25 protein-coding genes are annotated in these 22,893 nt (G+C 76.4%); 12 read left to right on the top strand and 13 right to left on the bottom strand.

The features are described 5' to 3' along the window. Nucleotides 1-41: 41 nt before the first annotated feature. From NT8_RS17515 to NT8_RS17500, 4 genes are all read right to left on the bottom strand, one after another. Nucleotides 42-290, bottom strand: coding sequence for a hypothetical protein (locus NT8_RS17515; protein ID WP_067970744.1), 249 nt, complete (start codon nucleotides 288-290; stop codon nucleotides 42-44). A gap of 74 nt (nucleotides 291-364) precedes the next feature. After that, nucleotides 365-607, bottom strand: coding sequence for a hypothetical protein (locus tag NT8_RS17510; protein ID WP_067970741.1), 243 nt, complete (start codon nucleotides 605-607; stop codon nucleotides 365-367). A 190-nt stretch (nucleotides 608-797) separates the two neighbouring features. After that, nucleotides 798-1,733 carry a penicillin-binding transpeptidase domain-containing protein gene (locus tag NT8_RS17505; protein ID WP_084469041.1) on the bottom strand — a complete coding sequence of 312 codons (936 nt, stop codon included), beginning with the start codon at nucleotides 1,731-1,733 and terminating at the stop codon, nucleotides 798-800. A gap of 74 nt (nucleotides 1,734-1,807) precedes the next feature. Continuing rightward, nucleotides 1,808-2,452, bottom strand: coding sequence for a TetR/AcrR family transcriptional regulator (locus NT8_RS17500; protein ID WP_067970747.1), 645 nt, complete (start codon nucleotides 2,450-2,452; stop codon nucleotides 1,808-1,810). Nucleotides 2,453-2,666: 214 nt separating this feature from the next. Here NT8_RS17500 and NT8_RS17495 point away from each other — a divergent pair, with 214 nt between their 5' ends. Next, a complete protein-coding gene (locus NT8_RS17495) occupies nucleotides 2,667-3,431 on the top strand; it encodes an SDR family NAD(P)-dependent oxidoreductase (RefSeq protein WP_174549590.1) in 765 nt (254 codons plus the stop codon). 96 nt (nucleotides 3,432-3,527) lie between these two features. On the opposite strand, the gene NT8_RS17490 is transcribed toward NT8_RS17495, so the two are convergent. Beyond that, on the bottom strand, nucleotides 3,528-3,941 hold the full coding sequence (locus NT8_RS17490) for a winged helix-turn-helix transcriptional regulator (protein ID WP_067970739.1): 414 nt from the start codon (nucleotides 3,939-3,941) through the stop codon (nucleotides 3,528-3,530). Between the two features lie 51 nt (nucleotides 3,942-3,992). Here NT8_RS17490 and NT8_RS17485 point away from each other — a divergent pair, with 51 nt between their 5' ends. From NT8_RS17485 to NT8_RS17465, 5 genes are all read left to right on the top strand, one after another. Then, on the top strand, nucleotides 3,993-4,403 hold the full coding sequence (locus NT8_RS17485) for a RidA family protein (RefSeq protein WP_067970738.1): 411 nt from the start codon (nucleotides 3,993-3,995) through the stop codon (nucleotides 4,401-4,403). Between the two features lie 92 nt (nucleotides 4,404-4,495). Next, nucleotides 4,496-5,398 carry a phosphodiesterase gene (locus tag NT8_RS17480; protein WP_067970737.1) on the top strand — a complete coding sequence of 301 codons (903 nt, stop codon included), beginning with the start codon at nucleotides 4,496-4,498 and terminating at the stop codon, nucleotides 5,396-5,398. Between the two features lie 97 nt (nucleotides 5,399-5,495). Further along, nucleotides 5,496-6,299 (top strand): alpha/beta fold hydrolase, encoded by an 804-nt coding sequence (locus NT8_RS17475; RefSeq protein ID WP_067970736.1) that lies wholly within the window; start codon nucleotides 5,496-5,498, stop codon nucleotides 6,297-6,299. Between the two features lie 8 nt (nucleotides 6,300-6,307). Then, entirely contained in the window at nucleotides 6,308-7,588 is a 1,281-nt protein-coding gene (locus NT8_RS17470; protein WP_245646225.1) for a PP2C family protein-serine/threonine phosphatase, read from the top strand. Next, on the top strand, nucleotides 7,585-7,935 hold the full coding sequence (locus NT8_RS17465) for an STAS domain-containing protein (protein ID WP_067970734.1): 351 nt from the start codon (nucleotides 7,585-7,587) through the stop codon (nucleotides 7,933-7,935). Before NT8_RS17470 ends, NT8_RS17465 begins: the two co-directional genes overlap by 4 nt. Nucleotides 7,936-8,525: 590 nt before the next feature. On the opposite strand, the gene NT8_RS17460 is transcribed toward NT8_RS17465, so the two are convergent. From NT8_RS17460 to NT8_RS17420, 8 genes are all read right to left on the bottom strand, one after another. Then, entirely contained in the window at nucleotides 8,526-9,020 is a 495-nt protein-coding gene (locus NT8_RS17460) for an NUDIX hydrolase (protein WP_067970733.1), read from the bottom strand. 203 nt (nucleotides 9,021-9,223) lie between these two features. Continuing rightward, complete coding sequence (locus NT8_RS17455; protein WP_067970731.1) at nucleotides 9,224-9,682, bottom strand: PTS sugar transporter subunit IIA; 459 nt, start codon at nucleotides 9,680-9,682, stop codon at nucleotides 9,224-9,226. Nucleotides 9,683-10,023: 341 nt separating this feature from the next. After that, nucleotides 10,024-10,755, bottom strand: coding sequence for a sugar isomerase domain-containing protein (locus NT8_RS17450; RefSeq protein ID WP_067970729.1), 732 nt, complete (start codon nucleotides 10,753-10,755; stop codon nucleotides 10,024-10,026). 125 nt (nucleotides 10,756-10,880) lie between these two features. After that, nucleotides 10,881-11,180: a PTS sugar transporter subunit IIB gene (locus tag NT8_RS17445; RefSeq protein ID WP_067970727.1), complete on the bottom strand. Its 300-nt coding sequence runs from the start codon at nucleotides 11,178-11,180 to the stop codon at nucleotides 10,881-10,883. A gap of 23 nt (nucleotides 11,181-11,203) precedes the next feature. After that, nucleotides 11,204-12,667 carry a PTS ascorbate transporter subunit IIC gene (locus NT8_RS17440; RefSeq protein WP_084469040.1) on the bottom strand — a complete coding sequence of 488 codons (1,464 nt, stop codon included), beginning with the start codon at nucleotides 12,665-12,667 and terminating at the stop codon, nucleotides 11,204-11,206. 956 nt (nucleotides 12,668-13,623) lie between these two features. Next, nucleotides 13,624-14,085 carry a hypothetical protein gene (locus tag NT8_RS30905; protein ID WP_084469039.1) on the bottom strand — a complete coding sequence of 154 codons (462 nt, stop codon included), beginning with the start codon at nucleotides 14,083-14,085 and terminating at the stop codon, nucleotides 13,624-13,626. A gap of 4 nt (nucleotides 14,086-14,089) precedes the next feature. After that, nucleotides 14,090-15,385, bottom strand: coding sequence for a hypothetical protein (locus tag NT8_RS30290; protein ID WP_067970725.1), 1,296 nt, complete (start codon nucleotides 15,383-15,385; stop codon nucleotides 14,090-14,092). 1,655 nt (nucleotides 15,386-17,040) lie between these two features. Beyond that, entirely contained in the window at nucleotides 17,041-17,304 is a 264-nt protein-coding gene (locus NT8_RS17420; protein ID WP_067970721.1) for a hypothetical protein, read from the bottom strand. A 466-nt stretch (nucleotides 17,305-17,770) separates the two neighbouring features. Between NT8_RS17420 and NT8_RS17415 the strand changes: the two genes are divergently transcribed. The 6 genes from NT8_RS17415 (at nucleotide 17,771) to NT8_RS17390 (ending at nucleotide 22,804) form a co-directional block, all read left to right on the top strand. Then, nucleotides 17,771-18,610 carry a helix-turn-helix domain-containing protein gene (locus NT8_RS17415; protein ID WP_217999212.1) on the top strand — a complete coding sequence of 280 codons (840 nt, stop codon included), beginning with the start codon at nucleotides 17,771-17,773 and terminating at the stop codon, nucleotides 18,608-18,610. A gap of 345 nt (nucleotides 18,611-18,955) precedes the next feature. Continuing rightward, a complete protein-coding gene (locus NT8_RS29400; RefSeq protein ID WP_169805227.1) occupies nucleotides 18,956-20,140 on the top strand; it encodes a sensor histidine kinase in 1,185 nt (394 codons plus the stop codon). Further along, the gene (locus tag NT8_RS17405; RefSeq protein WP_067970715.1) at nucleotides 20,140-20,586 is read left to right on the top strand and encodes a roadblock/LC7 domain-containing protein; all 447 of its coding nucleotides are present in this window, start codon (nucleotides 20,140-20,142) and stop codon (nucleotides 20,584-20,586) included. Before NT8_RS29400 ends, NT8_RS17405 begins: the two co-directional genes overlap by 1 nt. A gap of 31 nt (nucleotides 20,587-20,617) precedes the next feature. Further along, nucleotides 20,618-20,962 (top strand): DUF742 domain-containing protein, encoded by a 345-nt coding sequence (locus NT8_RS17400; protein WP_067970712.1) that lies wholly within the window; start codon nucleotides 20,618-20,620, stop codon nucleotides 20,960-20,962. Then, nucleotides 20,940-21,539: a GTP-binding protein gene (locus NT8_RS17395; protein ID WP_067970710.1), complete on the top strand. Its 600-nt coding sequence runs from the start codon at nucleotides 20,940-20,942 to the stop codon at nucleotides 21,537-21,539. Before NT8_RS17400 ends, NT8_RS17395 begins: the two co-directional genes overlap by 23 nt. A gap of 29 nt (nucleotides 21,540-21,568) precedes the next feature. Continuing rightward, a complete protein-coding gene (locus NT8_RS17390) occupies nucleotides 21,569-22,804 on the top strand; it encodes a styrene monooxygenase/indole monooxygenase family protein (RefSeq protein WP_067970708.1) in 1,236 nt (411 codons plus the stop codon). The last annotated feature ends 89 nt before the right edge of the window (nucleotides 22,805-22,893 follow it).

Genomic DNA, 22,893 nt, shown 5'->3' with positions numbered 1-22,893 from the left:
CCCCCGCCGGTCGCACACGCGGCCCCGGCGTGCCGACCGGGTCAGCGGGACGGGGGCGCGACCGCGTCGCGGCGCGGGCGCGGGCGGGTGAGCCGCAGGGTGCGGACCGCGCCGGGCGGGGGCGGGGTCAGGCACCGCCGGCGCTGCGGCGGGGCGAGGTCCTCGTCGTCGGTGAGCGCCTGGCGCAGGCGGGCGATCGGCGGCGCCTCGGGGTGGCGGTCCATCATGTCCAGGACGAGGTCGAGCAGGACGTCGTCATCGAGATCCTCCCATCGGACTGCATCGGACACCGGTTCTCCGCCTCCCTGAGTGGGTGAGTGGGGCCGCGGCCGCCGACCGCGACCCCGTCGTCATCCGCCCCGGGTCACAGGGAGGCGGAGTGCCGGACCTCCGCGGCGACGAACACCTCGACGTCGGTGCCCCCGTCCCGGACCGTCCGGCCGGTCGAGGTGAACTCGACCGACATGCCGTCGCGCTTGAACCGGTACCCCTCCTTGGGGTTGGCGACCTCGGTGAAGGTGCCGTCGAGGTCGCGTACACCGGCGAACTCGGCCGCGTCGGGTACGGAGAGCTGGATGCGCTTCATTCCCGGCTGCAGGATGGACACGGTTCTCCTCAGGTGAGGTTCGACGCGGTCCCGGTGGCGCCGCCACCGGTCCCTGGGCCGTAGTGATTCCCGCTGGCCGGACGGTAAACCTCGCCGCAGCGGGCGGAGGCGCGCCGAGCGGGGCGCGCGGCGCCCCGCCGGGCCGGGCGTCCGGCCGGCGGGGGCGCGCCGGGCACCGGCGCGCGGCGCCTCAGGAACCGCTCGGGGGGAGCACGCCGAGGCGGGTGAGCAGCTCCTCGGTGAGGGGGCGGCGCTGCTCGACGTCCCCGTCGTCGTCCATGTCGATGCGCAGCGCGAACGCGTGCGGGGCGGCCGAGCCGTCGTCGACCCAGCCGACGAACCAGCCGACGTCCGGGTCGACCTTGTCCGACCACCCCGTCTTGCCGTACACGGTGGGGCCGCCCTCGGCCGAGAGTTCGTCGTCGCGCAGCAGCGGGCGGACGGCGTCGACGTGCGCCGGGTCGACGGGCAGTCCGCCGGTGACGACGTCGGACACGAACCGCACCTGCTCCACCGCGGAGATCGCCAGCGGCCCCTCCAGCCAGAAGGAGTCGATGTCGTCCGGTCCCCCGATGTCGGCGTTGCCGTAGCCGAACTGCTCGACCCGGGCGGCCATCTCCTCCGGGCCGACCCGCCGCGCCAGCTCCTGGAAGATCGGGTAGGCCGAGATGGGCAGCGCCTCGCGCATGCTCATGTCGTGCTCCCACTCCGGGTTGGGCTGGGGGCCGCCGGTGAAGGGCACCACCTCGTCCACGTCGGCGACCGCGCCGGCGTCCAGGGCGATGAGGCTGTTGGCGATCTTGAACGTGGACGCGGGCGCCGCCCGCTCGGCGGCCATCTCGGGCTCGACGACGGTCAGCTCGCCGCTGCCGGTGTCGAGCAGCGCGAACGTGCCGGTGATGCCCGCGGCGTCGAAGACCTCCTCCAGGTCCGCGCGGACCACGGGCTCCGGCGCCGCGGACGGCGACGGCGACGGGGAGGCGTCCGCCCCGCCGTCCGGCCCGGCGCCGGGCGCCGTGCAGGAGGCCGCGGCGGCGAGCGCGCCCGCCGCCGCCAGGGCGCGGAGCGCGGACCGCCGCCCCCGTGCCGCGGTGCCGTGCCGGTGGCGCGTGTGGTGGTCGTGCACGTGCTCCTCCGTTCCCCGCCGCCCCTCGCCGGGCGGCCGGCGGCCAGTATGGCGGCCGCGCCGTTTCCGCGGCGTCAGGCCGCCGGGGGGCCGCCGGGGCCGGGCGGGCCCCCGGCCGCGCCGCCGCCGAACGCGGGCAGCCCCCGCGCGGCGGCCGTGAGGGCGGTGCGCATGAGCGCCCCCAGGCCGCCGGCCGGCGGCCGGTCCCCCTCGGCCACCAGGCGGGCCTGCTCCTCGGCGGCGAGCCGGAGGGCGACGTTGAGGGCGGCCGCCTGCACGCGCACCGCGAGGTCGCCGGGCGGCGCCCCGGTGCGGGTGGCGAGGATCTCGGCGAAGACGCCCTCGGCCGCGTGGTGCACCTCCAGCCAGACGGCCATCAGCCCGGGTTCGGTGCGGGTCATCCGGATCAGGTGCGCGACGGGTTCGACGGCGTGCGGGACGTCGTGGTCGAACAGGCCCGCGCGCTCCAGGTGGTCCAGCAGCGGGACGCCGTCGGGGCAGCTCCGCAGCAGGGCGGCGATGTGGTCGAGGCCCGTGGTCAGCAGCGGGCGGACGCACGCCTCCTTGCCGGGGAAGTACCGCCACAGGGTGCGGGTGGAGACGCCGACGGCGCGCGCGATGTCGTCGCCGGTGGTGGCGGCGACGCCCTTGACCGTGAAGAGGTCGACGGCGGCGCGGGCGATCTCCAGCCGGACGAGCGCCCGACGGCGCTCCGACATGGGGGGCCGGCCCCGGTGCGCCGGGGGTCCCGGTTCGGTGGTCGCCGCCTCCGCCACGCTGCTCCTTCCGCCGGTCGGGCCGCCGCCGGGCGGCCGGGCCGGTCCAACTCTACTTCCGGGCCACCCCCTCACCGGGTGATAATGTCACTTAGAGACAAAAAGTCGCTCAGTGACATTAAGGCGCCTCGGCGCCGCGCACCTCGGGAGGACCGCCGTGATCGGATCAGGACTGGACGGCCGGAGCGTCATCGTGACCGGGGCCGGAGCGGGCATCGGCCGCGCGACCGCGCTGCGCTTCGCCGCCGAGGGCGCGCGGGTGCTCGTCGCCGACCTCAACGGGGACACCGCCGAGAGCGCCGCCGCCGAGATCCGCGCCGCCGGCGGCACCGCCGAGACCGCGGTCGGCGACCTCAGCCGGCAGGACGTCGTGGACGCCGTCACCGCCACCGCCGTGGGGCGCTTCGGCGGCATCGACGTGCTGGTCAACAACGCGGGCATCATGGACGACCTGTCGGCGACCGCCGACGTCACCGACGCCGTCTGGGAGCGGGTCATCCGGATCAACCTCACCGCCCCGTTCCTGCTCACCCGCGCGGTACTGCCGCACATGCTGGAGAAGGGCGCCGGCTCCATCGTGTTCACCGCGTCGGAGGCGTCCCTGCGCGGCAGCGCCGCCGGCGCCGCCTACACCGCCGCCAAGCACGGCGTCGCCGGGCTCGTGAAGTCCACCGCGATCATGTACCGCGAGCAGGGCGTCCGGGTGAACGCGGTCGCCCCGGGCGGCACCGCGACCTCCATCAGCGTCGACGCCGCGCCCGCGCCGGGCGGCCCGGCCGTCATGGGGAAGTACGCGGGGAACATCGGCCGCATCGCCGACCCCGACGAGCTCGCCACGGCCATCGTGTTCCTGGCGTCCGACGCCGCCCGCAACGTCAGCGGCGTGGTGCTCCCCGTCGACAACGGGTGGTCGGCGGTCTGACCGCGCCGCCGCGCGCGGCACCGCGACCCGGCGGGGCAGGCCTCGATCCGAGGCCGGCCCCCGCCGGCGTCCCGCCCCCGGCCGCACGGCCGCCCGTCACACCTCGCCGTCGCGCTCGCCGTCGAACCGCGCGCGGGCGCGCTCGACGTCGGCCATGTTGTCGGTGCTCCACCGCAGGAGCGCCTCGATCAGGCCCTGGAGGGTCTTCCCCAGCGGGGCGATGCGGTACTCGACGGCGACGGGCCGCGAGCTCACGACGACGCGCTCGACCATCCCGTTGCGCTCCAGGCGGCGCAGCGCCGCCGTGAGCGACTTCTGCGTGACCACCGGGATGGCGCGGCGCAGCTCGTTGAAGCGCCGGGGCCGCTCGCAGAGCCGGTCCAGGATCAGCAGCGACCACTTGTCGAGTACCTGGTCGAGCAGCTCGCGGTGCTCCGCGGTGATCGGGCCCGGCCCCGCGGCGTGGGCGGTCTCCTCGGCGATACCTGGTTCCGTTGAAGTTCCTTTCATGCACCTAGTAGACATGGGATACCTACCGAGGGCAACCGAGAGGACGACGCCATGACCGTGCAACTACTCACCCCCGAAGGCATGTTCGGACCCGTGCCCTACCAGCACGTCGCGATCGGCACCGGCACCCGCCACGTGCACGTGGCCGGCCAGATCGCGCGCGACGCCGAGGGGAACAGGGTCGCGCCCGGCGACCTCGCGGGCCAGGTCGCGCAGGCCCTGCGCGGCACCGCGCGCGGGCTGGCCGGCGCCGGGGCGGACTTCTCCGACGTGGTGCGGCTGCGGTTCTACGTCACGGCCTGGAACCCGGACAAGATGGACGCCTTCCTGGCGGGCGTCGAACGGGTCGCCGACGAACTGGGGCTGCCCCGGCCGCTCCCGCCCGCATCGCTGATCGGCGTCGACCACCTGTTCGAGCCCGACGTGCTGGTCGAAGTGGAGGCGTACGCCGTCCTGGACTGACCGGACCGCGCCCGGCCCCACCGGGCGGCGCGGCCCCTCGGAGGCGGTCCCCCCGCCGGGCCGCGCACGGCGGATTTGGAAGACTGTGCCGCATGCCCCAGCGTTCCGAAGCGGCACACGTCATCGTCCACATCAGCGACACCCACTTCCTTGCCGGGCGCCGCCCGCTCAACGGGGTGGTCGACACCGACGCCACCCTCGCGCGCGCCCTCGACCGGCTCGGCGCGTCCGGAATCCGCCCCGAGGCGGTCGTCCTCACGGGCGACATCGCCGACCTGGGCGAGGCCGACGCCTACCGCCGCGTCCGCGCCATGGTCGAGCCGGCCGCGCGGCGCCTGGGCGCCGAGGTCGTGTGGGTGATGGGCAACCACGACGACCGGGCGCGGCTGCGCGCGGAACTGCTCGACCAGGCGCCCGGCACCGAGCCGGTCGTGGCGAGCCTGCGGTTCGGCGGGCTGCGGCTGATCGCCCTCGACACCACCGTGCCCGGCTACCACCACGGCGAACTGGGCCGAGAGCAGCTCGACTGGCTCGCCGCCGAACTGGCCGACCCCGCGCCCGAGGGCACCATCCTCGCCCTGCACCACCCGCCGATCCCCACCAGCGTGCCGCTCATGCCGATCCTGGAGCTCCAGCGGCAGCACGAGCTGGCCGACGTCCTGCGCGGCAGCGACGTGCGGGCCATCCTCGGCGGGCACCTGCACTACTCCACCACGAGCACCTTCGCCGGGATACCGGTGTCGGTGGCCGCCGCCACCTGCTACACCCTCGACACCGCCGGGCCCGCGGGCCGGCTGACCGGGGTCGACGGCGGCCAGGCGTTCAACCTGGTGCACGTCTACGACGAGCAGGTGGTCCACTCCGTGGTGCCGATCGGCGACTTCCCCCTGGCGGTCGACTACGACGAGGCGTTCATCGCCCGGCTCGACGCCCTGCCCGACGCCGAACGCCTGGAGGCGTTCTCCCGCCACCCGCCCGCCCCCACCGCGGACTGACCCGGCGCGGCCCCGCCCCGCCGCTTCCCCGGCGCGGACCGGCGCCCCGCCGACGCGCGTCCGCCCGTCCGGGGCCGCACGTGGGAGGATGGGACCCATGGACGTCCTGACCCGCAACAACGTGGTGGTGACCGGTCGGCCCGACGGGCCGACCGTGGTCCTCGCCCACGGCTTCGGGTGCGACCAGAACCTGTGGCGCCTGGTGGCGCCCCGCCTGGAACCCGACTTCCGGGTGGTCCGGTTCGACTACGTCGGGTCGGGACGGTCCGACCTGTCGGCGTGGAGCGCCGAACGCTACGGCGCGCTCGACGGCTACGCCCGCGACGCCGTCGAGGTGTGCGCGGCCCTCGACCTGGCCGACGCGGTGTTCGTCGGCCACTCGGTGAGCGCGATGGTCGGCGTCCTCGCCGCGGCCGCCGCGCCCGAGCGCATCGGCGCGCTCGCGATGATCACCCCGTCCCCCCGCTACATCGACGGTGCGGGCTACCGGGGCGGGTTCAGCGCCGCCGACATCGAGGAGCTGCTGGAGTCGCTCGACTCCAACTACCTGGGCTGGTCGGCCGCCATGGCGCCGGTCATCATGGGCAACCCCGAGCGCCCGGAGCTGGGGCGGGAGCTGGAGAACGCGTTCTGCGCGACCGATCCCGACATCGCGGCCGTGTTCGCCCGCACCACGTTCCTCTCCGACAGCCGCGACGACCTGAAGACGGTGGCGGTGCCGACGCTGATCGTGGAGTGCGCCCAGGACGTGATCGCGCCGCGCGAGGTCGGCGCCTACGTGCACGCGGCCATCCCCGGCAGTCGGCTGGTCACCCTGGACGCCACCGGCCACTGCCCCCAGCTCAGCGCGCCCGAGGCCACCGCCGAGGCGATCGCCGCGTTCGCACGGGCGCGCACGTGATGAGCCGCGTGAGCCGCGGCCCGGAGCCCGCCGACACCGGCGGCGCGGCCGGCGGCACCGGCGGCGGGTCCGACGACGCGGCGTTCACCGCGCTCCTGGAGGACAGCGCGGAGGACCTCTACGAGAGCGCCCCCTGCGGCTACCTGTCGACCCTGATGGACGGCACGATCGCCAAGGTCAACGGAACGCTTCTGGGGTGGCTGGGCCGCGAGCGCGACGAGGTGGTCGGCCGGATGCGGTTCACCGACCTGCTGACCGTCGGCGGCCGGCTGTACCACGAGACCCACTTCGCCCCGCTGCTGCGGATGCGGGGCGAGGTCAACGGCATCGCCCTGGAGGTGCTGGCGGCCGACGGCGCCCGGATGCCGGTGCTGGCCACATCGGTCGTCAAGACCGGTGCGGGCGGCGAGCCGCTGCTCATCCGCACCACGCTGACCGACGCCCGCGACCGCCGCGCCTACGAGAACGAGCTGCTGCGCGCCCGCCGCGCCGCCGAGGAGGCGCAGCGGCAGGCCGAGGACGACCGCGCCCGGCTGCAGTCGGCGCTCACCGTGCTCCAGCAGAGCCTGCTGCCGGACGTCCTCCCGGAGGTGCCCGGCCTGGCGGCCGCCACCCACTACCGCACGGCGTCGCCCGAACGGCTCGGCGGCGACTTCTACGACCTGTTCCCGGTGGGCGGCGACCGGTGGGCGTTCTTCCTGGGCGATGTGTCCGGCAAGGGCCCCCAGGCCGCGTCCCTCACCTCGCTGGCGCGGTACACGCTGCGCACGGCGGCCCCGTACGCCGCCGACCCGGCCGCGGCGCTGGCGGTGCTCAACACCGCCCTCACCGACCGCTACACGGGCGGCGACCCGCGCTACTGCACCGCCGTGTTCGGGGTCCTCCGGCCGGACGGCGACGGGTTCGACGTGCGCGTCGCCAGCGGCGGCCACCCGCCGGCCGTGGTCACGCGCGCCGACGGCGGGGCGGAGTTCCTCGACACCCCGGGCGGCATGCTCGTGGGCATCCTGCCCGACGCCCCGTTCACCGGCGCGCACACCCGGCTGGGCCCCGGCGACAGCCTGCTGCTCTACACCGACGGCCTCACCGAGGCGCGCGTCGGCGCCGACCGCGACCTGTTCGGCGAGGAGGCGCTGCGCGCGTTCGCCGCCGAGCACGCGGACGGTGGACCGGACGGGCTCGTGACGGGGCTGGTGCGGCTGATCGACGGGTTCGGCGGCGGGCTCACCGACGACACCGCGCTGCTCTGCCTGGGCGTGCCCGCCGCGCCGGAAGGGGACGGGACGTGAACCGGTTGTCCGTGGCCGTCGAGGAGACCCCCGCGGGGCCCGTGGTGCGGGTCGTCGGGGACCTCGACTACGACAGCGCCGACCTGCTCCGCACGGCGGTGCGCGGCCTGGCGGTGGCGCCGGGGGCGCTGCTGGTGCTCGACCTCGCCGAACTCACGTTCTGCGACTCCAGCGGCATCACCGCCTTCATCGCCGCCCGCGAACACGCGCGGTCGGCGGGCGGCGACGCCGCCCTCGCGGCGGTGCCGCACAACACGGCGCGCATCCTGCGCATCGTCGGGGTCGACCGCATCCTCCGGGTGTACCCCGACGCGGCGGCGGCGCGCGCCGCCCCGCGCGACGCCTGACCGCGTTCGCCCCGCGCGACGCCTGACCGCGCCCGCCTCCGCCAGTCCCGAGGGCGGCGGAGCCGGGGCCGCGCGATGCGGGGGCCGGTGCGGCCGCGCCGCCCCCAGGCTGTGGACGGCAGGGCGACCGCACCGCCACCCGCCCGTTCCGGTCCGGCGCCGGACACGCCGACCCCCGACCGAATCCACCGGCACCGACACCGGGCTCCCGCATCGCCCGGCGGACGGGGGACCCCGCCGGGCGTCACCGCCGCCCGGCGGACCGGCGGGCCGGGACCTTCCGCCCGCACCCCGGCCGCCCCCGCCCTTCGTTCCCCGGCACGGCCGGGGCGGCCGGGGCGGAACGAGGAGGGCGTGCCGGGCGGCCGCCCGGCGCACCGGGCCGGGACCGTCGCGTTGGGGGATTCCGGCGCTCCGTCCCCAGGCTGTGGACGGCGGGCTCCGCACCACTCCGGCCCGTCGACGGGGCCGGCCGCCGTCCCGGCCGCGACACGGCGGACGAGGGCTGGAGGGTGTGCGCAGGCGCGGTGCGGGCCGTCGCGGGCGGGAACGGGGGACGGCCGACAGCGGGGGGGTGCGGCGTCGGCGCCTCAGTGCTGGACCAGGCCGCCGACCGGAGCGGGGGCCACGTGGCCGGTGGGCGGAGCGGTCCGCGCCAGGGCCAGGCCGACGTCGACCAGGGAGGACCTGCGGAGGCCGGCGACCTCGGCGACCGGGGTCCAGGCCACCGCCACCGTCTCACCGTTCGGCTCGGGGCGGAGCGGGCCGCCGGTGACGCGGACCCGGTAGAAGAGGCCCACGTTGTGGTGCTCCACCCCGGCACGGGCGTCGGCCGCCGGGATCACCCGCGAGTCCACGCCCAGCAGGCGTTCGACCACGGCCTCGGCGCCGGTCTCCTCGGCGGTCTCCCGGACCACCGCGTCGAAGGGGTCCTCCGCGTGCTCGACCCGCCCGCCCGGGAGCGTCCAGGCCCCCGACGCGTGCAGGGTGAGCAGCACGCGCCCCTCCTCGACACACACCGCGTACGCGGCCAGCCGGAAGCCGGTCCGCTCCGCACCGACCGCACCGTCCACCCCTCGGCTCATGGGGGCATTCTCCCCCGGACCGGCGCGACCGGCACGCCGCCCGCCGCCGCACCGGTGCGCGTCCGCACGGCGCGGCCGCCGCGACGGGGGCCGAGGGCCCTCCGGAGGCGCGTCCGGCCGGTCCGGCGGACAACGCGACCCGGGAACCGCTGCCGCGCGGCCGACCGGAGGCGCGGACGCGGTCCCGGTCAGGCGGCCCCCGGTCAGGCGGCGCCGGTGAGGAGGTCGCGGGCCTCGGCCGCCGAGGCGGCGTCGGTGAGGGCCGCCCGGCGGGCGTCGTCGGCCAGGACGCGCGCCAGGCGCGCCAGCGCCCCGGTGTGCTGGTCGGCGTCCACGGCGGCCAGGCCGATGACCAGCCGCACCGGGTCGTTGGCGGCGTGGCCGAACTCCACCGGGGCGGCCAGGGTCACCAGGGACAGGCCGGTACGCAGCACCGACGGCGAGGGGCGCGCGTGCGCCAGCGCCAGCCCCGGCGCGAGCACGATGTAGGGCCCGTGCTCCTCGACGGTGTGGACCATCTCGTCGGTGTAGGCGGGCGTGGCCGCACCGGTCGCCACCAGGCGCTCCCCGGCCGCCGCGACGGCGGCCCGCCAGTCGGCGGCCTCGGCGCCCAGTGTGATCGCCTCGGCGGGCAGCAGGTCCGCCGTCGTCGGTTCTCCCATGGTGTCCTCGGGTCCTCTCGTTCGTGCGCGCGCCGTTCGGCGCGCCGGTGCCCCGGTGTGCGGGGCGTGCCCGGCGGACGGTCCCGCTGGGTACCCGGTCGATGCCCGACCCTGTGGGTTCCGATCCGACCGGAGCAGCGGTCCGGATCGACCGGTTCCGTGGGCCGGGGCCGTGGGCCGGGGCCGGCACATCGGTGCCGGTCGACCGCCACCGTCCGGCTTTCCGGCCGCCCGTGGGGACCGGCCCGGTTCCGTTCCCGGCCGTCGGCCGGAGGCGGGCGCTCGCCCGGCGTGGTCGCGGTCGGCCTCCGGGGCCGATGTCCGGCCCCGGAGGCCGACCGTCAGCCCAGTTCCGGGACGCGGTCGGCGTAGCGGCGGAACAGGTCGGCGTTGGCCTCGTCGCCCCCGGCGAAGTTGGACGACCGCCACAACGGGAGGTCGGCGCCCTCCGCCGCCGCGCGCTCGTGCAGCCGCGCCAGCAGCAGGTTCCACAGGAAGGCGTTGGCCAGCGTGGACATCGGCGCGGTGACGGGCCGGTCGTCCGGGTAGGCGACGTCGCCCGGCCGCACCAGGGTGTCGAGCACCAGGTCGGCCTCGTCGCCCAGCGTGCTCCCCGCCCGCTTCGGGGCCGCCTCGTTGCACGCGCGGGAGGTGAACGCCAGGACGGGCAGGCCGCGCTCGCGCGCACCGATCGCCAGCTCCACCGGGTACGGGTTGACCCCGGAGGTGGAGAAGACCGCCAGCACGTCGTCGGGTCCGGGTTCGGCGGACTCCAGCACCCGCGCCGCCAGGCCGCCGGTGCGCTCGGCGGCGGTGCTCGCCGCCGCGCCGTGCAGGGGGTACAGCTCGGGCAGGTAGAGGGGGCGCACGGGCGCCAGCCCGCCCGCGCGGTAGAACGCCTCGTTGACGCCGATCAGCGAGTGCCCCGCGCCCGCTGTCAGGAGGAGGCCCGTACGCCGGACCAGGCGGTCGAGGAGGAGGTCGGCCGCCGCGTCGAGCGCCGCCGCGTTGTGCTCCTCGACCTGCTCCAGGCGGCGGCGCATCTCCGCGCCGAACTCGGATGCCGATGCCACCAGTGCTCGCTTTCGTTGGACGACGGTGGGGGTGGGAGGGGGCGGGGTGCGGGGCCGCCGGCCCGGGGCGCCCCCGCCGCCGCCCGGCGGGCGTGCGGCGGCCCCGGGCCGGCGGGACGGCGCGGCTACAGCCAGCCGTGCTCGGGCAGCCGCTCGCGGAGGGCGGCGACGATGGGCTCCTTGTCCAGGAAGTTGTCGACGGCGAGCACCACCGGGGCGAGGTCGCCCAGTTCGCTGGTGTGCATGCCCTGGCCGATGACGATGTCGGGCGTCATGCCGCGGGCGGAGGAGATGTCGGTGTTCTCCACCCGGGCCGCCACGCCCAGTTCCCGGAAGGCGTCCTCGGCGGTCATCTTCAGGATCAGGCTGGAGCCCATGCCCACACCGCAGACGGTGAGGACGTGCAGGGGCCGGTCGCTGCTCATGGGGTCGCTCCTTGGTGAGATGTCTACTTCGAGTCGGACTGCCGGTCGGCCGTTCCCTCGGCCGGCCCCTCGGTCTGCTCAGCGGCCGCCGCGCGCCGCTCGGCGCGGCGCTCGCGGACGGACAGCCAGGCGAGGACGGCGACGGTGGCGACGGCGACCAGGGCGGGCGACGCCCACACGCTCGGCACGAGGTTGCCCACGGCCAGCAGCAGCCAGGTGATGAAGTACCAGTCGGGGTCGGCCAGGGTGGCCAGCTCCGGCGCCGTCGCCCCGAGCATGCCCCAGGTGACGGCCTGGCCCACCGCGAGCAGCACGCCGTTGAGCACGCCGCCGATGACGGCGCCGCGCCAGCCCGCGACCGCGTTGCCGAAGACGCCGCCCGCGCCGCCGCCGAAGAACAGCATGATCATCGGCGGGACGAGGGTGAACCAGCCGGCGGCGGCGAAGACGCCGAGCAGGACCAGGAAGGTGAGGGTGCTCGCGACGAAGCCGAGCATGACCGCGGTCGGCGCGAACGGGAACACCGTCGGGATGTCCAGCGCGGGCCGGGTGCCGGGCACCACCTTGTCGCTGATGCCCTTGAACGCGGGGACGATCTCGGCGAGGAACATGCGGACGCCGTAGAGCAGGATCGCGATGCCCGCCGCGAACTGGAGCGACGACAGGACGCCCCACGACCAGACGCCGACGTTCGACCCCTCGGCGGCGTTGTACTGGGCGACGATCTCGTCCAGCACCTGCCGGTCGGCGAAAGCCATGGACACCAGCAGGATGACGCCGATGACCAGCGCGGTGCTGACGTTGACGTCCTTGAAGAACGAGAGCTGCCGGGGCAGCTTCAGCTTCTCGGTGCTGTGCTTCTCGGGGTCGCCGAACGGGCGCGCGACGAGGACCGTCATCAGGCCGAGGGTGGAGGTGGTGTGGCCGAAGCCGAAGTCGTCCCTGCCGGTCACGCGCTTCATGAACGGGCGCATCCACAGCGGCTGGAGCGTCCAGTAGCAGGCGATCAGCACGGAGCCGGCGAGGACCAGGGTGAGCTGCGGCAGGTCGCCGAACACCTGCACCAGGCAGGCGGTGATGACGACGCTGACCCAGAACATCAGGTGCCCGGTCAGGTACACGTAGCGGGCGGCGGGGAACAGCCGCACCAGGAGGATGTGCAGGATGAAGCCGACGGTGATGATGAGCGCCACCGTGCCGCCGTGCGTGCCGAGGAAGTCGTCCAGGGAGTTCTCGGCGGCGGGGGGCTCGACGCCGACCGCGCTCGACACGATCTGCTGGAAGCTCGCCAGCCCGCCGGTGAACAGGTCGACACCGACGAACAGGATGACGATGCCCAGGGTGGCGCGCAGCGCCCCCGCGACGATCTCGTCCACGGGCTTGCGCTGGAGGACCAGGCCCAGCAGCGTGATCAGGCCGATGAGGATGGCCACCTGGCCGAACACGTTGTTGGCGATCCAGATCAGTACGCCTTCTATGGCTTGCATGGCGGCTACCTCGATGGCCGTTGTCGGGACGAGGGCCCGCCGCAGCGGGCCCGGTGCGGTATAGGCCGGTCTATACCACCACCTCCTATCTGTATCTTTGCCCGTGGTGGACGTCAAGGCGAGATTCGTCCCGGTCTTCTCGCGTTGCCCGTTCGTAACCCGCACGTGTCCGCACCGGGGCCGGACCCGCTCCCCTCCGGGCCGCCCCCGGGGGAGCCGGGGATCGGCCCAGGGGACACCGCCGGGAGGGCGGTGCGGCCGCCGATCCCGGCGCTCCGCGCGACGCCCCCATCGAGGTGGATCGGTGGCAGCGGAGAGCGGGGACGGGAGAGCGGCGCTCGTCCACGGCACGCGCGGCCACCCGTCCCGACCACGGCGCTCCGCGCGGCGCCCACACCGATGCGGACGGCGGCAGCGGAGAGCGGGGACGGTGCAGCGGCGGAGAACAGGGGCAGCGCCGGGCGGGCCGGGGCGCGCACTGGAACTCCGGTGAAGGCGCCGATCACCACGCTCCACGCCGCAGCGGGCGCGGTGACGACGGAGGCGGTGGTCGCGGAGGCAGGGGGCGCGCCGAGGCGGGAACGCCTTCCCCCGGACCGCCTGCGGGACGCCGGAGGCGACCACGGCACGCGCGTGGGCACCGGTCGCGCCGCGATCACGGCCTTCCGCACCGCATCGGGGCACAGGCGCGGCACCGGCCGCGTCCGAGGCGCGGCGCTGCGGCGCCGGGGGCGCACTTCCCGCTCGCCCGGATCACCGCGCCGAACAGGGCGCGCGCCGGACCGACCGGATGGGGCGCCCCCGGTGGCGATCGGATACGCGCCCGGTGGTCCGCCCCGCAACCGCCCGCGACCACCCGCCCCGCGCGTACGGCGGCCGGTCCCTCTCTGGAGGAGCCGCACCGCCCCCGCCACTGAAAAGGCCACCATGCGAGGCGCGCGGCCCTCTCCGCCGTGTCACGCGGACGGGCCGGACGGCCCCGGCCGGTCGGGCCCGCCGGACGCGCCTGCGGAGCGCGGACCCTCTGCGGCGCCGGGGCGTGCGGACGGTGACGGGTCGGCGTGCGAGGGGCCGGTTGCGGCGGGCGGGACGGCGCCCGGCGGATCGGTGTCCGGCGGGACGGCATCCGGGGCGTCCGGCGTGGCGGTGCCCGGCGGATCGGCGTCCGACGGGGCGGTCTCGTCCGGCGGGACGGCGCGGGTGGCGAGGCGGTAGCGGACCCGGATGTCGCGGTAGGTCGTCGCGGGCTCGACCCGGTCGGGCACGTTGTGCCGGTCGGAGCCGGACGCCGACTCCCGGTCGCCCGAGCCGGGGAAGCGCACCCGCACCTCCGGGCGGTCGTGGAAGGTCAGTTCGTCCGCCCGCACCTCAGCGGTGAACTCCACGTCGGCGCGGCGCGGCCGGTCGGGGGCCGCCATCGCGTCATCCCTCCTCGCGGGCGGCGCGCACCGCGCGCGCCATCGCGCCGCCCGCCTCGCGGCCGAGCTGGCGGGCCCCCGCGCGGACCCCGCGCAGCACCCGTCCGGCGGCCGCGGCCCCGCGCGGGCGGCGGCGCGTGCCGCCGCCCGGCTGCCCGCCGCCGTTGCGCCCCGTCTCCAGGTCGGCGTCGCGGTCGAGTTGCGGGCTGTCGGAGCCGTCGTCATCGTCCGCCGCGTCCGGCGGTCTCCGGGGTGGCGTCCCGTGCCCGGCATCCTCCGGCTCCCGCGCGTGCGCGGCCGCATCGGGCGGGCAGGGCGCCGCCGCGGCGATGGCGGAACCGGGGGAGTCCGCCTCCGGGTGCCCGGGGGCGTCGGCGCCGGGGTGTCCGGGGGCGTTGCCACGGGGGTGTCCGGGGGCGTCGGCGCCGGGGTGCCCCGGAGCGGTGGCCGCCCGGTCGTGCGGAGCCGTCCTCGGCGGGCGCCCGGGATCGGCCCCCGCCTGCCTCCGGGCGGGCGCGGCCGCCGTGGTGTCGGCGGGGGCGGCGCCCGGCGCAGCTGCGGCCGGGTCGGCGGATGCCGTCCCCGGTCGTGCAACTGCGGCCGGGCCGGCAGGCGCTACCCCCGGTGCCGCTGCGGCCGCCCCCGCAGGGGCAGCGGGGGCGGTGGCCGGCGACGCCCCCGCAGGGGCGACCGCCCCGCCGGCGTCCCGGACCCCGCGGCCGGCGGCGTCCGCCGCCCGGCCGAGGCCGTCCGTCGCGCCCCCGACCGCTCCGGGAACGTCGACCGCGGCGCCCACCGCGCCGGCGGCGTCACCCACGGTGCGGCCCGCCGCGTCGACGGTACGGCCCGCCGCGTCGACGGTCTGTGCGGCGGTGTCACCGAGCGCGGACACGGCCGGGGCCACGCCGCGCGCGATGTCCGACACGATCCCGGGGTTCGCGTCGACGGTGTCGAGGACGCGTTCGATGATCGACGCGACGTTGTCGAGCCGGACCTTGAGCAGCGCCTGTGCCTCGACCCCCTTGATGGTGAGGGAGACGCCGCCCAGGGCGACGTCGGCACCGACGTTGAGGCGGAGCAGGTCGAGCACCTCGGCCTGGAGCGACACCCGTGCGCGCAGGTCGCGCACGTCCAGCGTGATCTCGTCGACCTTGAGTTCGGGCACGTCGAGCAGCACGTCGGGATCCTCCCGCGACGAGGCGAGCCGCCGTTCCGGTGGACGCGCCGCCGCGTCGTCCGCTTGGTCGTCCGTGCGGTCGTCCGGCCGCCCCGTGCGGGGCGGGTCCTCGCGCTCGGTCATGACGCCTCTCCCGTCCGCTGGACCCCGTACCGGCCGGGGCCCCCTCCCGGGCCGCGCTAACCAGGAACGATGCCCCGAAACGGGATGAAACACCCGGCCACGCCCCGTGGCCTCCCGCCGGAGCAGGCGAGGCGCGGACCGTCCACAGGGGCGCGATCGGGCCATGGAGAGCGGGCTTCTGTGGATGACCGCGTCCCTCCTTCGCGGCCGGGCGTCGACATCGATGTCGCCGAGGTCGGAGAAGGCTCGCGAAGCCGGATGGCGGCGGGATCGTCCAAGGCGGGAGGGGCGCCCCGGATCCGCGCGGAGGGCGGGCCCGGGGCGCGGTCACCGCCGGGTGGCGGGCTCCCCGCCGAGCGGGGCCGACGGGACGCGTCAGGGGAGGCGGGTGGGTCTCGGCGGCACTGCTTCGAGCGGTGCGGTCGACGGGTTCCCGGTCGAGGGGGACGGCAGCAGCGCACAGAGTGCCGCCAGGTAGCGCGCCGCCGCATCGGGGGGAGGCGCGGGAACCGGCGCGGCACCGGAGGGCGGTGCCGGTTCGCGGGGGCCGACGGGCGCGGCGGTGGACGCCGGTCCCTCGTCGCCGTGCTCGGCCGGGCCCGTCCGGTCCGACCGCGCGGGCGATACGCCGGGGGTGCCGGACACCCCCGATACTCCACGTGCGGCCGGTGCGCCGCCGCCGTGGTCCGGCGCCGCTTCGGGCGCCGCCCCGTCCGCACCCCACGAGGGGGGCGGGCACGCGCCGCCGCCCTCCCCCGAGACGTCCGCGACCAGACCGCCGAAGGCGTCAAGGGCACCCGGGACACGGCCGTTTCCCTCGTTCGACGCGGCCGGGGCCGGACCGCCGAACGTGGCCGGGGCGTCCGGGGCCGGATGTGGAGAGGCGCCCGGGGCATCCGGGGCCTCCGGGGACCGGCCGTCCGCCCTCTCGGGGGCGCCCGGGTTTCGGGCGTACTCCAGTCTCATTGCTTGCTCGCCCGAATCCCGGCCGAGACCGGGCTCCGGGGGTTCGGCTCCCCGACCCTGGTCGGCGGCGCGGGTGGCCGGTGGGGGGTGGGGGTCGTCCGCCGGGGACGGCTCCTGGGTGAGCCGGTCGGGGGGCGCGCCGCGTCTGATCGCGGGCGCGTCCGCCGGGAGGGCCGCAGGGGCGAGCCGGTCGGCGGGGCTCTCGCGCCGGGCAGCGGAGGCGGGCCCGCCGGTGAGGGCATCGATCCGGACGGCAGACCCGCTGGTGTAGGCATCTCGCTGGACGGCGGACTCGCCGGCGGGGGCTTCGCGCCGCCCGGTGGGCGCGCTGTCGAAGGCCTCGCTCCGGGTGTCCGGGCCGTCTACCGGGGGTGGGACGGCGGACGGGGGCCATGGGGCGGTGGCCGGGTCGGTGAACTCCGGGTGGCAGCCGCCGCACTCGAAGCGGAGGCCGCCCTCGGGCGCGGGCACCGCGAAGGCCAGCCGGTCCGTGCCCCGCTCGTCGGCGCCGCAGCGCAGGTCCGTACCGCAGCGGGCGCAGGCGAGCCCCGCCGCGCGGGCCTCGCGGCCGTCCCAGGTGCGGGCCTCGTCGGGGAACTCCCGGCAGCACGGCTCGAACGCGCGCGCCCCTGGCCGGGGTGGTTGGAAGTAGGTGAAGTACACGTGGGTTCCTCCGCTACCCGGGCCGGTCACGCCCGGGCCGCGCCGGGGGCCGGCGGGCCGCCCGGCCGGGTGGACAGGTGGCGGCGCAGCCGCTCCGACAGGTCCTCGGCCTCGTCCTCCGGCTCCTGGCCGCTCAGCCGGACGAGCGCGTCGACCTTGTCCAGCAGGTCGAGGACGAGTTCCGCCTGGTCGCGGGAGAGCAGGAAGGGCCGCGGCCGCCGCCGGGCCGGCAGCAGGCTCTCGGGGCCGAGGACGTAGGCGGTGGCACCGCCGGCGCGGGCGATGGCCACCTCACACCCCCGTCCGGTCGCCGGGAACGGGCGGGTTCGCGCACAGCAGCATTGGTCTGCGCCTCCAGTGGTCGTGCGCCCGGCGGCCGCGGCCCCGGGCGTTCGGCGGATGCGGGCGCCGGCGCGGTGCCGCGCCGACGCGCGGGAGGCCCGCCGTCGCGGCGCGCGCGTGCGCGCCGCACCGCGCACGGCGCGGACGGCGTACGGCGGCCCCGCCCCGCGTCGAACGCGGAGCGGGGCCGCGGCCGCGCCGCCGTCGCGCGGTCCCGAGCGAACTCTCCCCCCGCTCGGGTTCCCCCCGTGCGCCGTGACGGCGGCCGTGTCCCCCCGCGGACCACCCTGGCGGAGGGGTGGGCGCCGCACCAGGGATGATCTGTTCCAGGGAACGGTTTTCCCAGGTGAAAGGCTCGGGGAGCTGCCATAATCCACCGATATGGATGTCAGCGGCAGCGGATCGCGCGGACCCTTGGCCGATTTCCTCTCCGCCCGCCGAGCCCTGGTCACCGCCGCCGAGGCCGGCCTGCCCGAGACCGGGTTCCCCCGCCGGGTCCCGGGGCTGCGCCGGGAGGAGGTCGCCCACCTCGCCGGGATCAGCACCGACTACTACACGCGGTTGGAGCAGGGCCGGTTGCGGACCGCCTCGCCCGGGGTGCTGCACGCCGTGGGCCGCGCGCTGCGGCTCGACGCCGACCAGCAGCGCCACCTGCTGCGGCTGGCCCACCCCGAGGAGCACCGCTTCTCGGGGGCCGACGGCGACCGGGTGTGTCCGCGCACCGAGCGGCTGCTCGCGAACCTGGCCGACACCCCCGGCCTGGTGCTGGGCCGCCACCTCGACATCCTCTCCTGGAACCGGTTGGGTTCGGCGCTGTTCGCCGATCTCGGGGCGCGGGACGCGCGCCACCGCAACTACGTGCGCATGGTGTTCCTCGACCCGCACACGCGGTCGCTGCTGTGCGACTGGGAGCGGCACGCGCGCGACGCGGTGGCGCACCTGCGGATGAGCGCGGGCGCCACCGCCGGGCGCGGCCGGGCGCGGCTGGAGGAGCTGGTGGGCGAGCTGTCCGTGCGCGACGCCGACTTCGCGACCTGGTGGGGGCAGCACATCGTCGCGGCGACGGGCTTCCGCACGTTCCGCCTCGACCACCCGGTGGTCGGCCGCTTCGAGCTGGACTGGCACGCGCTGACCGCGATCGAGGCGGACGGCCCGGTGCTGTCGCTGCTGAGCGCGGCCCCCGGCACCCCCGACCACGCGGCGGTGCGGCGCCTCGACGCCTGGGCCGAGGAGCAGGGCATCACCGGTCGCTGACGGCGGCCCGGTCCCGGCCCCGCTTCCCCGATCTCCGGCCCCCTTGAATGCGACAAACAATCATGAAAGGGATGTCGAGTCGATTTAGTCGCATTGAATCACTGTCGGTAACACAACGGACGTGGCCGGTTGGTCGGCGCGCGGCGATGTGCCAATGTGATGATCGTCCGGTCCGGTGATGGGTCCTTCACCGACCGTCCGAACCCCCGCGCCCGTCCGCCGCACCGCGCGCGGTGCCCCGCGCGTTCCGCGCGGTGGACGGCGCCCGTTCAGGAAGGTCGTACCGATGCGGCGTCGTGGTGGTCGCCTCCGTCCGCCGTCCGTGCGACCCGGAAGGCCGTCGTGATGCTGAGACGCGCACGCCGCTGGCTCGCCGCCCTCGACACCCCGGCCCCGGGGACGCCTCCGCCCCCGCCGCCCGGCCCCGCGCCCGCCGCGCCCGCCTCCCCCGCCCCGGCGGCGGCCGACGACGCCCTCGCGGTGGTGTGCGACCGGTTCGCGATGCAGTTCCTCGCCCTGGCGGAGAAGCAGCGGGCGGCCCTGGACGTGCTGGAGGCCGACGAGCAGGACCCCGGTCGGCTGCGCCGCCTCTACGAGGTCGACCACGCCGTGGCCCTGACGCGCCGCGCGGCCCGCGAACTGCGGGTGCTGGCCGGCCGCGACGGCGAGGAGCTGGCCGGGCACACCACCACCCTGGTCGACGTGGTGCGCATGGCGGCGTCGTCCATCGAGTCCTACACCCGGGTGGAGATCGGCGCCGTGGCCGACCTCGCGGTGCCCGCGTTCGCCGCCGACGACACCGCCGCGATCCTCGCCCCGCTGCTGGACAACGCCACGCGCTACTCCCCCGACCCCGTGACCGTCAGCGCCCACCCCATGGAGGACGGCGGCGTGGTCTTCCGCGTCACCGACTCCGGCATGGGCGTGGCGCCCGCCGAGCTCGACGCCCTCAACGCCGCACTGGCCGGCGCGGCCCCGCTGCCCGCCGACCGCGGTTCGGGCCGTACCGGGCTGGCCGTGGTGCGCCGCCTGGCCCGCCGGCACGGCGTCCGGGTCCGGCTGGCCGACCGCGCGTCGGCGCGTCCGGGCGTGTCGGGCGGCACCACCGCGATCGTGTCGCTGCCGCCGCAGCTCGTCTGCGAGTCCCCGGGCGGCGCCCCGGTCCTGGGCCCGCTCGGCGGCGCGAGCGCAGGCTCGGGCCCGCGCTCCGGCGGGCGGGCGGAGGGCGCGCCCGCCGCCCGTACGCCGGAGCCCCCGGAGCTGCCGCCCCACCTCCGGGTGGGGCCCGGCCCCATCGGCGCCGACGCGGCGCCGCCCCCCGAACCGCCCCCGCCGCCGCGCCCTCCGGCGGGCAGCCTGCCCCGCCGCGACCCGACGAGCCTCCGCGGCGCCCCGCCTTCGGGCCGGCGCCGCCTGCTCGCGGCCGACTCCGCCCCCGGCGGGTCCTTCGCCGACGACCTCGACGCCTTCACCGGCGCGGCGGGCACCGGCCCGCCCGCGCACGACCGTTCCGACAACGAGGTGTCCTGATGCCGACCGCCCCCGCGGACCAGCCCCGCGACCCGCGCGAGTTCGACTACCTGGTGAACCGCTTCGCGACGTCGACGCCCGGCGTGGTCCACGCCCTGATCGTCTCCTCCGACGGCCTGCCGCTGATCGTCTCGGGCGACATGCCGACCGACGTCGCCGACCCGCTGTCCGCGATGATCAGCGGCCTGATCAGCCTCGGCCGCAACATCGCCGGACACGTCGGCGAGGACCGGTGCGAGCAGATCATGCTGAAGTTCCCCGCCGGGCACTTCCTCTTCATGGGCATCGGCGATCTCGCCGGGCTCGCCGTCCTGGTCCGCGAGGGCGCCAACCTCGGGGTGGTGGCGCACTCCATGACCCGGCTCGTGGAGGGGGTGGGCCACGTGCTGACCCCGCAGATGCGCGACGACCTGCGCGGCCTGTCCATGGGCAGGGCGGGCTCGTGAGCGGGGCGCGGGCGGAAGTGAGGGGGCGCGTATGAGCGGCAACCCGTGGGTGCGGCCGTACTTCGTGACCGGGGGGCGGACCCGGGCGCGCCACCGGCTGTTCGTCCACACCCTGGTGACGGTGCCGCGGTTCGACCCCGGCTACGCGAGCCGGCTCCCCCCTGAGGCGCGGTCGCTCTACGAGCGCGCGCACGCCGCCGTGCAGTCGGTGGCGGAGCTGTCCGCGCACTGCGGGATCTCGCTGGGGGTGACGCGCGTGCTGCTCGGCGACATGGCCGCACGCGACAGGGTCGTCATCAGCCCGGAGTCCCACGCCTCCCCCTACGACCCCCGCCTGCTGGAGAGAATCATCGATGGGCTACATCAGCTCGCCTGACCCGCTGCCGCACGCGACCTCGGCCAAGATCGTCGTGGCCGGCGGGTTCGGGGTCGGCAAGACCACCCTCGTCGGCGCGGTGTCGGAGATCCCTCCGGTCAACACCGAGGCGTGGATGACGCAGGCGGCCAAGTCGGTCGACCCGCTGGCCACCGGCACGGACAAGTCGACCACCACCGTGGCGATGGACTTCGGCCGCATCACGCTCGCGGACGACCTGGTGCTGTACCTGTTCGGCACGCCGGGCCAGGCCCGGTTCTGGCCGATGTGGGATGACCTGTGCCGGGGGGCGAGCGGCGCCCTGGTGCTGGTCGACACCCGCCGGCTGGACGCGTCGTTCCCCGCCGTGAACTACTTCGAGAACGACTCCGACGTCCCGTTCGTCGTGGTCGTCAACCTCTTCGACGGCGAGCAGAGCCACGACCTCGCCGCGGTGCGCGACGCGCTGCGGCTGGACCCCGCCATCCCGCTGATCACCTGCGACGCGCGGCGGCGGGCGTCGGTCGTGCACGCGCTCACCACCGCCCTGACCCACACCATGACGCGGGCCGGCCGCACCGCCCCGGCCGCCCGCTGACCCCCCTTGGTACCGGAAACGAGGCAGCGATGCGCAGAATCCTGATCGTCGGCGCGGGACAGGCCGGCCTGCAACTCGGGTTGAGCCTGCTGGCGGAGGGCTACGACGTCACCCTGATGTCGGCGCGCACCCCCGAGGAGATCCGCGGCGGCCGGGTCATGTCCACCCAGTGCATGTTCGCGCCGAGCCTCCAGATCGAGCGGGAGCGCGGCCTGAACCTGTGGGAGGAGCACGCGCCCCGGATCGTCGCGCAGCGCCTGACCGTCGCCGCAGGCCCCGGCGAGGAGGCGTTCGGCTTCGTCGGCCGGTGGGACGACTACGCCCAGTCGGTCGACCAGCGGGTCAAGATGTCCGGCTGGCTGGAGCTGTTCGAGGCGCGCGGCGGCAACGCGGTCTACCACGGCGTGATGACCTCCGACCTGGAGGACCTGTCGGCGCTGTACGACCTGACGGTCATCGCCGCGGGCAAGGGCGACCTCGTCGAGCTGTTCGACCGCGACGCGTCCCGCTCCCCCTACGACCGCCCGCAGCGCATGCTGTCGTGCATCTACGTGCACGGGATGACGCCGCGCCCGGACTACCCCGAGCCGCACGTGCGCATCAGCGCGTTCCCCGGGGTGGGCGAGCTGTTCTTCATGCCCGGCTACACCACGTCGGGGCCGTGCGGCATCCTGCTGTGGGAGGCCGTCCCCGGGGGCCCGTTCGACGTGTGGGCCGACCGCCCCTCCCCCGAGGCGCACCTGGAGCGCACCCTCGACCTCATGCGCCGGCACGCCCCGTGGGAGTACGAGCGCTGCGTCGACGCCGAGCCCACCGACGCCCGCAGCACCCTGTTCGGCGGGTACGCCCCGGTGGTGCGCCACCCGATCGGGCGGCTGTCGGCGACGGCGCGGGTGCTGGGCATGGCCGACGTGGTCGTGGCCAACGACCCGGTGACCGGGCAGGGGTCGAACAACGCGGCGCGCTGCGCCGACGTGTACTTCCGGTCGATCCTGGAGCGCGGCGCGCTGCCGTTCGACGAGGAGTGGATGCAGCGCACGTTCGACGCGTACTGGGACCACGCCCGCTGGGTCACGGCCTACACCAACATGATGCTCGGCCCGCTGCCGGAGCACGTGCAGCGGGTGCTGGCGACGGCGGCGGCCGAGCCGGAGGTCGCCCGCCGGTTCGCCATGGGCTACACCGATCCGTCGGACTTCCAGCACTGGCTGCTGGACGCCGACCGCGCCGACGCCTACCTCGCCGAGGTCGCCGCCGGCCGCTGACCGTAGTCCGCCCCGGGTCCGGACGGCGCTGACCGCCGCCGTCCGGGTCCCGGGCCGCCGGGCGCGGCCCGGATGCGGCCCGGGCGCGG

This window comes from Nocardiopsis trehalosi NBRC 14201, assembly GCF_001552555.1.
GTDB classification, from domain to species: Bacteria; Actinomycetota; Actinomycetes; order Streptosporangiales; family Streptosporangiaceae; genus Nocardiopsis_B; species Nocardiopsis_B trehalosi.
This window is presented reverse-complemented; position numbering and strand designations above follow the sequence as displayed.

Coding starts and splice junctions, on each gene's coding strand:
- NT8_RS17500 (WP_067970747.1), bottom strand. CDS start 2,452: ATGTCGGAGCGCCGTCGGGCGCTCGTCCGGCTGGAGATCGCCCGCGCC.
- NT8_RS17490 (WP_067970739.1), bottom strand. CDS start 3,941: ATGAAAGGAACTTCAACGGAACCAGGTATCGCCGAGGAGACCGCCCAC.
- NT8_RS17485 (WP_067970738.1), top strand. CDS start 3,993: ATGACCGTGCAACTACTCACCCCCGAAGGCATGTTCGGACCCGTGCCC.
- NT8_RS17480 (WP_067970737.1), top strand. CDS start 4,496: ATGCCCCAGCGTTCCGAAGCGGCACACGTCATCGTCCACATCAGCGAC.
- NT8_RS17475 (WP_067970736.1), top strand. CDS start 5,496: ATGGACGTCCTGACCCGCAACAACGTGGTGGTGACCGGTCGGCCCGAC.
- NT8_RS17460 (WP_067970733.1), bottom strand. CDS start 9,020: ATGAGCCGAGGGGTGGACGGTGCGGTCGGTGCGGAGCGGACCGGCTTC.
- NT8_RS17455 (WP_067970731.1), bottom strand. CDS start 9,682: ATGGGAGAACCGACGACGGCGGACCTGCTGCCCGCCGAGGCGATCACA.
- NT8_RS17445 (WP_067970727.1), bottom strand. CDS start 11,180: ATGAGCAGCGACCGGCCCCTGCACGTCCTCACCGTCTGCGGTGTGGGC.
- NT8_RS17440 (WP_084469040.1), bottom strand. CDS start 12,667: ATGCAAGCCATAGAAGGCGTACTGATCTGGATCGCCAACAACGTGTTC.
- NT8_RS30905 (WP_084469039.1), bottom strand. CDS start 14,085: ATGGCGGCCCCCGACCGGCCGCGCCGCGCCGACGTGGAGTTCACCGCT.
- NT8_RS30290 (WP_067970725.1), bottom strand. CDS start 15,385: ATGACCGAGCGCGAGGACCCGCCCCGCACGGGGCGGCCGGACGACCGC.
- NT8_RS29400 (WP_169805227.1), top strand. CDS start 18,956: ATGCTGAGACGCGCACGCCGCTGGCTCGCCGCCCTCGACACCCCGGCC.
- NT8_RS17405 (WP_067970715.1), top strand. CDS start 20,140: ATGCCGACCGCCCCCGCGGACCAGCCCCGCGACCCGCGCGAGTTCGAC.
- NT8_RS17400 (WP_067970712.1), top strand. CDS start 20,618: ATGAGCGGCAACCCGTGGGTGCGGCCGTACTTCGTGACCGGGGGGCGG.
- NT8_RS17395 (WP_067970710.1), top strand. CDS start 20,940: ATGGGCTACATCAGCTCGCCTGACCCGCTGCCGCACGCGACCTCGGCC.
- NT8_RS17390 (WP_067970708.1), top strand. CDS start 21,569: ATGCGCAGAATCCTGATCGTCGGCGCGGGACAGGCCGGCCTGCAACTC.